The sequence below is a fragment of the Chromobacterium piscinae genome (genome assembly GCF_021129175.1).
GTDB lineage: Bacteria > Pseudomonadota > Gammaproteobacteria > Burkholderiales > Chromobacteriaceae > Chromobacterium > Chromobacterium piscinae.
Window position 1 is genome coordinate 23,565 of record NZ_JAJOHV010000089.1, and the last position, 7,827, is coordinate 31,391.

A 7,827-nucleotide genomic window follows, 5' to 3' on the forward strand; every position below is an offset into this window, starting at 1 on the left:
TCAACTTGCCGCCAGCAGCGCCTGCAGGCCTGCTTCGTCCAGTATTTCGACGCCCAGTTCCTGCGCCTTGGCGAGCTTGCTGCCCGCCTCCTCGCCGGCCACCACGTAATGCGTCTTCTTGGACACGCTGCCGGACACCTTGCCGCCGGCCGCCTCGATCATGGCCTTGGCCTGGTCGCGGCTCAGCGTGGGCAGCGTGCCGGTCAGCACCAGCGTCTTGCCGTCCAGCGGCAGCGCCGCCAGCTCGGCTGCGGCCGGCAGGCTGGACAGGATCTCGTCCCTCAGGCCGGCCAAGCGGCCCAGCGCCGCGCGGCGGTCCGGCTCGTCCAGCCAGTCGGCCAGCGCGTTGACGACTTCGGCCGGCAGTTCCAGCTCCAGCAGCGCGCGGCGCTCGCTCTGGGCCAGCCAGGCCAGGCTGCGCTGCGCGGCCAGTTGCTGGCTGCGCACCTCGGTCAGCCGGGGGATGGCCAGCCGCGCCAGCAGCGACGCGTCGTCCAGCCGCTCGCGCAGCTTGGGCGACGGCGCATGCTCGTCTGCCGGCCTCACTTCGGCCAGCAAGGCGTCCAGCGCTTTTTCATTGTTGTCCTCGGCGAAAAAGTCGGCCAGCGAATCGGCCACCACGCCGCCGATGTCCGGCAGCGCGGCGAACAGCGCCGCCGGGCAACGGCGAGTCAGCGCCATGGCGCCCAGCCAGTCGGCCAGCGTCTTGGCGGTGGATTCGCCGACATGGCGGATGCCCAGCGCGAACAGGAGCCGGGCAAGCGGCGGCGTCCGGCTGGCGTCTATCGCCTCGATCAGGTTTTCCGCCCACTTGCTGGCCACCTTGCCGGCCTTGACCGTCTCCGGCGTCGCGCCCTCGTCCTCGTCGGCGCGGCGTTTCATCTCCAGCAGGTCTTCCAGCTTCAGCCGGTACAGGTCGGCCACGCTCTTGACGTAACCGTACTCCACCAGCTTGTCGATGTAGCGCTCGCCCAGGCCATCGATGTCCATCATCCGCCGGCCGGCGAAATGCTGGATCGCCTGGCTGCGCTGGGCGCGACAGGACAGCCCGCCCGAACAGCGGGCGATCGCCTCGCCCTCTTCGCGCACCACGTGGCTGCCGCACACCGGGCAGGCTGCCGGCAAGCTATAAGCCGGGTATCGCGGCTCCTCACCGGCGCTGAACAGATCGCCGCCCTCGGCCGGCTGCATCGGCCGCTGCGCCAGCACCACTGACACCACCTCGGGAATCACGTCGCCCGCGCGGCGCACGATCACGGTATCGCCGACGCGCACATCCTTGCGCCGCACCTCGTCCTCGTTATGCAGCGTGGCGTTGGTGACGGTGACGCCGCCGACGAAGACTGGCTTGAGCCGCGCCACCGGCGTGATGGCGCCGGTGCGACCCACCTGCTCCTCGATGGCCTCGACCACCGTCAGCGCCTCCTCAGCCGGGAACTTGTGGGCGATGGCCCAGCGCGGCGCGCGAGACACGAAGCCCAGCGCGTCCTGCTGGTCTCGCCGGTTCACCTTGTACACCACGCCGTCGATCTCGAACGGCAGGCCGGCACGCCGGGCCTGCACGCCCTCGTAATAGCCGGACAGCCCCGCCACGCCGCGCACCACCGGCCGCAGGCTTTCCTCTACCACCGGGAAGCCCAGCGTCTTCAGCCATGCCATCTCGCCGGCATGGGTGGCCGGCCAATCGGCGCCCTCTACCCGGGCGATGGAATAAGCGAAGAACGACAGCCGGCGCTGCGCGGTGATGCGCGAATCGAGCTGCCGCAGGCTGCCTGCGGCGGCATTGCGCGGATTGGCGAAGGTCTTGTCGCCGCGTTCGATCTGGTCGGCGTTCAGGCGCTCGAAGTCGCGCTTCAGCATCAACACCTCGCCGCGCACCTCCAGCAGCGCGGGCGGATTCGCGCCGTCCAGCCTCAGCGGAATGGCGCGTATGGTGCGCACGTTCTCGGTCACCTGTTCGCCGGCCACGCCGTCGCCGCGGGTGGCGGCGCGAGCCAGGACGCCATGCTCATACACCAGCGAAATGGCCAGACCGTCGAACTTGGGCTCGGTGGCGTACTCCACTTCGGCCAGATCCAAACCCTTGCGCACCCGCTCGTCGAACTGGATCAGCTCGGCGTGGCGCTCGGCCGGGTCGGCCAGCTGCATGTCGGAAAAGGCGTTGGACAAGGACAGCATCGGCACCGCGTGCACGACGCTGTCGAACTCGGCCAGCGGCGCGCCGCCGACGCGGCGGGTCGGGGAGTCGGGGACAGCCAGTTCGGGGCTCGCCTCCTCCAGCGCCTGCAGTTCGCGGAACAGGCGGTCGTATTCGGCGTCGGGCACCGTCGGCGCGTCCAGCACGTAGTATTCGTGGCCGTAGCGGTTCAGCAGCTCGCGCAGCTCGGCTGCGCGCAGTTCGTTTGCGGTCATCGGAAACTCTCGAACGGCAAAAGGGCCGGCAAGGCCGGCCCTGTCATCATAAATTCATCGCTCAGGCGAACAGGCGCAAGGCAGCCACGCTGCCCGGCGCGATGCCGCGGTCGTCCATGCTGCCGTAGATATGCAGCAGCTGGTCGCGGATGCGGGTCAGGCCGGTTTCGCTCAGCACGCGGCGGTTGTCGTCCACCAGCTGCGCGTCGAACTCCTGCGCCAGCTGGCGCGCGAAATACACGGCGCGGTCGAACACGTCGACGCCGCCTGCCACGCGCGGCACGTCGAACAGCAGCGTCAGCGCGGGAAAGGACTTGTCCAGCAGCGTATGGAAGGTGAACGGCATCTGGTCCGCCGCCACCAGCGAATAAAGGGTGTTGCCGGAATCGGCCAGATAATGGAAAGCGCCGTCCGGCTCCAGTTGCAGGCCGGCGGCCTCGACGAAGCTGCGCAGCCGCGCGCCCTCGATCGACGACTTGGGCACGATGTTGATGCCGATCAGCACGTCGACATCGGCGCAGAAACGGTCCAGTTCGCGCGCGGCCACCAGCTTCTGCTGGCGCTGCGGGAAGCTGACCGCGGCGTCGTGGTCTTCGGCGAAGCGCGACACTTGCTGGCAGAAAGCGGCCAGTTCCTGCTCGGTCACCGCGCCGGAGCGGTCCACCATCTGCATGCTGATGTTGATCTGCTTGTAGCGGGTGCCGGGCAGCGCCTCGGCCACCTTCCACAAACCGCGCTCAGTGCGGCCGATCAGCTGGGTGCGCTTGCCGACATTGAAGCGCGGCATCGCCGCCAGTTCGTGCGGCTCGTGGAACACTACTTCGGCGATGAAGTCGAGCGAAGGGTCCAGCATCGCCACCACCAGCGCCTGGTGGTCGGCGGAGTCCATCGCCAGCTCGGCCTCGTCCTCTTCGTCTATCACCGGCACATCCAGCTGCTGCGCGGCCGGCTCCTGCCGCGGCGGAAGCGCCTGCTCGCGGACGAAGGGCGTCTGTTCGGGCAGTTGCGGCTCGAACATCGGCTCGTCATCCTCCGGCTCTAGCTCCGCGTCCACCAGCACCGGCTCCATCCGGTCCGCGCGAACGCCGTCGCGAACATTGTTCTTGGGCACACCGAGCAAGACGTCGTCATGGGCGCGTGCGAACGCCTGCTGCGTCCGCTTACGGAAACGCCATTCCTGGAACACGTTGAAACCGACAACCAAGGCGATCACGCCGCCGCCCAATATCAATACACCAATCTGCAATTCGCTCATTAGCCAGTCCGCATTAAGGCGAATAATCGAAGCCGCCTATTCCAAAAACCATCAAGAGCCGTTCACGCCCCGACGCCGCGCCTCTTTGAATCCGCGTCACGCGCCCCGGCCGCCAGCCGTTTTTGCGACAGTGCTCTTCAGGCGGCTTCCCGCTATTATCCTGTTCCTGCCCAGCCGCTGTTCCCCGCGGCCGGCCCGCTCTTCACGGGCATTTCACGCTCATTATAACGAAAGCCCGCCTCGGCGCACCATTTGGCAATGCTTTAAGGCTTGACAAAAGCCGATCCCAGACTGGCGTCACGCCGGATTCCGGTTTATCCCCGGCACCCGTCGACTCCGTTTCCCCATTTACTGTCAGTCAGGACAGGACGATGTAGAAAATTTTGCCAGGATGAACATGACATTTCAGACAGGCGAATTTATCCAAAGCGCGTGTCAGAATTGTAGGTGACTCTGTCATAGGGCCTTCTTCTGTACCACTTTTTGCTAGAACAGCACGGGGACTCTTTCGATGAAAAAATCCGATCAAGCCAGTTTCCTGCCTGTCGTGCGCGAACTGTCGCGCACCTATCAGGCCTTTGAACAGTTCGCCAGCTACAACATCCGCCGGCTGGGACTGACACCACCTCAATTCGACGTCGTCACCACGCTGGGCAACAGCCAGGGGATGAACTGCAAGGAACTGTCCGATCACACGCTGATTACCAAGGGCACGCTGACCGGCGTGCTGGACCGCCTGGAAGACAAGGGCATCGTCACCCGCAGCATGCAGCCCAACGACCGCCGCAGCGTCTTCGTCGCTTTGACTCCTTACGGACAGCAATTGTTCAATGACGCCTTCCCGGCGCATCTGGACTATATGCACAACGCCTTCCAGCAATTCGGCGAGCAGGACCTCTCCGGATTCTGCAGCGAGCTGGGACGCCTGCGCGCCAGCTTCAGCCAAGCGCTGGAGCAGCAGGAAAACACGCCGGCCTGAGCCGCCGCGCCGGCAGGGCCGCTAGCGCCCTTCCTCCTCGAAGCGCACCGGCACAGTCAAATCCGACTCCACCGGTTTGCCGTTGCGCTTCGCGGGAACGAAACGCCAGCGCGAAACCGCACCCACCGCGGCTTGGTCCAAGCGTCGGTAGCCGCTGCCGCGCGCCACAGACACCTCCAGCGCGCGCCCATCCGCGCCGACTCTGACGCTTAGCGTCACAACGCCCTCCTCTCCCAACTGGCGCGAACGTTCCGGATAAACTGGTTTTGGATTCCGCAAATACGACGGCGCGTACAAAGCTTCACTGTCGCCCTCGGGCTGAACTTGGCTTTTTCCCGAACCATCAATTTTGCCGGCGCCGCTCGCTCCGCCTGAAACCGCAGCTCCGCCTATGCTCGGAATCGCCTGTTCCACAGGCTGCAGCTCTGGCATTTCCGATCCGATAGCTTCCCGCAACTCAGGTGCCTTGCTTGGCGCATCTGTCGCGGCCTGTCCGCTGGACTGCGGTCGCGCTCTGGTTTCAACCGGCCTCGCAGCGCCATCGCCCATCCCGAACCGCCGACCTGCGCCTGCCGCACCGCTCCGTGCCGCCGGACTAGCCGGTTGCAGCTCAAGCGCCAGCGCCGACGCGCGCGCCGGCGGACGGATGGGCTGGCCATCCAGCGCCCACCATGCGGCCAAGGCCGACAAATGGATGGCCGCGGACAACAGCAGCGCCCGGCCCAGGCGCTTGTCTTCCCCGCTCAGCAACGCATCGCCGCCCCCGAGCGGCTGTACTGACACCACGCCACCACGCAGCACAGCAGGTAGAACAGGAAGAACATCGCGAACGCCGGCAAAAAGCTGCCGAACCAGCTCAAAGCCGAGCCGAAGGCCTTGGGAATCACGAAGCCGCCGAACGCCGCCATCACCGAGCTGACGTTCATCGCCGACGCTCCGCGCCGGCCACCGCGCGCATAGGTCTGCGCCAGGCTCTCGCCGCCGCGCTGAGCGTCGCGGCCGGCCTGGATCAGGAAAACCTTGGGCGCCAGCTGGTAGGAAGAGCCGTTACCGACCCCGGCGGCGAAGAAAATCAGCTGGAACATCGCCAGAAACAGCCAGAACGAACCGCCGCTGGCCGCCGACGGCAGGCTCAGATAAACGCCGACGGTGCCCAGCGCCATCAGCAGATTGCTGGCCACCGTAGCTATGCCCCCGCCGATGCGGTCTCCCATCCAGCCGCCCAGCGGCCGCGACAACGCGCAAACCATCGGCCCGACGAACAGATAGGGACTGGCGTCCACCTGGGGGAACATCGCGCGGGCGAGCAAGGGGAAGGCGGCAGAGAAGCCGAGGAAGGTGCCGTAACTGCCCATGTACAGCAAGCAGATATACCAGGTGTGGGCGTCGCGCATCGCGTCCAGCTGGTCGCGCGGCGTGATTCTCAGCTTGGGCAGATCGTGCGCGTACAGCAGGCAGGCCAGCGCGATCAACACCGCCAGCGGCAGCCAGATGTAGGCGGCGTTCTGCAGCCAGACGAAGTGCACCTCTCCGCCCCGTCCCCACACCTGCGGCTCGCCGGCCCGCGCGCCGAATAGCGGATACAGGATGCACAGCGGAATCAGCAACTGCGCGACCGACACGCCCAGATTGCCGAGGCCGGCGTTGAGGCCCATCGCCAGGCCCTTCTCCGACTTGGGAAAGAAAAAGCTGGTATTGGACAAATGCGAGGCGCTGGCACCGCCGCCGATGCCGCACAGGCCGGCCACCAGCAGCAATTGCCAGAACGGCGAGGAAATGTCCTGCACCACTCGACCGACGCCCCAGGCCGGCAACAGCAGCAGCAAGGTGGATAAGCCCAGCCACAGCCCGCCGCCCACCCAGCTCCAGATCCAGGAGTAGATCAGCCGCATCAGCGCGCCGACCAGCGGCGGAATCGACACCAGCAGGAACTGCTGCTGGCCGGAAATCAGGAAGCCGACCGCCGGCAGGTTGACCACCACCATGCTCCACATCATCCAGATATTGAAGTTCAGATGCAGCGAGAAGATGGACAGCCACAGATTTCGCCGGGCGATGCCGCGGCCGCGGCTCAGCCAGAAAATGACGTTCTCCGGCTCCCAACGTTTGATGCTTACAGTCATGAACAGATTCCACGGTGACGGAACGGCGCGGCCGAACAATTGCGATCAGTCCGACAGGCCGGCGGCGCAGTATGCCATCCGCCGTTCCAGCCCGGCCTTGCGCCGCGTCAATACCGGCCAATGCGCCTGTCCACGATCTTTTCAGGGCTTTTGAGCCGGCTTGCGAGAAACCAGCCTTGCCTGCGCTGCGCCGCATCCTCAGCGGCCCGAGAGCCGCGCTCGGGCCGCCGAAAACAAGTCTAGGCGGTCTCGCGCATCTTCAGCGCCTCGACGATGTCCACCGCGACGATGCGGCTGACGCCCTGCTCCTGCATTGTCACCCCTACCAGTTGCTCAGCCATCTCCATCGTCAGCCGGTTATGGGAAATATAGAGGAACTGGGTGCGCTCGGACATTTGCTTGACCAGATCGCAGAAGCGGCTGGTATTGGCGTCGTCCAGCGGCGCGTCCACTTCGTCCAGCAGGCAGAACGGCGCCGGGTTCAGGGAAAACAGCGAGAACACCAGGCTCATCGCGGTCAGCGCCTTCTCGCCGCCTGACAGCAGATGGATGGTGCTGTTCTTCTTGCCCGGCGGCTGGGCGATGATCTGCACCCCGGCGTCCAGCAGGTCTTCGCCGGTCAGCACCAGCTCGGCGCGGCCGCCGCCGAACAGCGTCGGGAAGAATTCGCGCATCTTGGCGTTGACCGCGTCGTAGGTGGCCTGCAGCATCTCGCGGGTTTCGCCGTCTATCTTGGCGATCGCCTCCTCCAGCGTCGCCATCGCCTGGTTCAGGTCGTCGGACTGGGTCTGCAGGTATTCGCCGCGCTTCTTCGCCTCTTCCAGCTCCTGCAGCGCCGCCAGGTTGACCGCGCCCAGGCCTTCCAGCGCGCGCGCCAGCCGGGCGATTTCCGCCGCCAGCGCGTTCGGCTTCACGCCTTCGTTCAGATCGGCCAGCAAGGCGGTTTCGTCGGCCTCGGCCTGCGCCAGCTCCTCGGCGAAACGCTCCATCGCCAGCCTGGCTTCCTGATGCTTGAGCAGCCAATCGGAGCGCGCCTCGCGCAGCGCCGGCAGCGCGGC

5 protein-coding genes and 1 pseudogene are annotated in these 7,827 nt (G+C 66.1%); 1 reads left to right on the top strand and 5 read right to left on the bottom strand.

Annotated elements, in window-relative coordinates:
* Complete coding sequence (gene ligA, locus LQR33_RS19780; RefSeq protein WP_221666447.1) at positions 1–2,412, bottom strand: NAD-dependent DNA ligase LigA; 2,412 nt, start codon at positions 2,410–2,412, stop codon at positions 1–3.
* Between the two features lie 61 nt (positions 2,413–2,473).
* Positions 2,474–3,667 (bottom strand): cell division protein ZipA C-terminal FtsZ-binding domain-containing protein, encoded by a 1,194-nt coding sequence (locus LQR33_RS19785; protein ID WP_104945319.1) that lies wholly within the window; start codon positions 3,665–3,667, stop codon positions 2,474–2,476.
* Between the two features lie 511 nt (positions 3,668–4,178).
* Between LQR33_RS19785 and LQR33_RS19790 the strand changes: the two genes are divergently transcribed.
* Entirely contained in the window at positions 4,179–4,646 is a 468-nt protein-coding gene (locus LQR33_RS19790) for a MarR family winged helix-turn-helix transcriptional regulator (protein ID WP_021475181.1), read from the top strand.
* A 21-nt stretch (positions 4,647–4,667) separates the two neighbouring features.
* Here LQR33_RS19790 and LQR33_RS19795 read toward each other — a convergent pair whose 3' ends face one another.
* The 3 genes and pseudogenes from LQR33_RS19795 to LQR33_RS19805 form a co-directional block, all read right to left on the bottom strand.
* Positions 4,668–5,078 carry an energy transducer TonB gene (locus tag LQR33_RS19795; protein ID WP_166441222.1) on the bottom strand — a complete coding sequence of 137 codons (411 nt, stop codon included), beginning with the start codon at positions 5,076–5,078 and terminating at the stop codon, positions 4,668–4,670.
* A gap of 311 nt (positions 5,079–5,389) precedes the next feature.
* Positions 5,390–6,769 carry an MFS transporter gene (locus tag LQR33_RS19800; protein ID WP_221666448.1) on the bottom strand — a complete coding sequence of 460 codons (1,380 nt, stop codon included), beginning with the start codon at positions 6,767–6,769 and terminating at the stop codon, positions 5,390–5,392.
* Positions 6,770–7,008: 239 nt separating this feature from the next.
* Positions 7,009–7,827: pseudogene (locus LQR33_RS19805) on the bottom strand (chromosome segregation protein SMC); the annotation flags it as partial.

Excerpts from the sequence above, each read along its gene's own strand:
- ligA (WP_221666447.1), bottom strand. The coding sequence starts at position 2,412 with ATGACCGCAAACGAACTGCGCGCAGCCGAGCTGCGCGAGCTGCTGAAC.
- LQR33_RS19785 (WP_104945319.1), bottom strand. The coding sequence starts at position 3,667 with ATGAGCGAATTGCAGATTGGTGTATTGATATTGGGCGGCGGCGTGATC.
- LQR33_RS19790 (WP_021475181.1), top strand. The coding sequence starts at position 4,179 with ATGAAAAAATCCGATCAAGCCAGTTTCCTGCCTGTCGTGCGCGAACTG.
- LQR33_RS19795 (WP_166441222.1), bottom strand. The coding sequence starts at position 5,078 with ATGCCAGAGCTGCAGCCTGTGGAACAGGCGATTCCGAGCATAGGCGGA.
- LQR33_RS19800 (WP_221666448.1), bottom strand. The coding sequence starts at position 6,769 with ATGACTGTAAGCATCAAACGTTGGGAGCCGGAGAACGTCATTTTCTGG.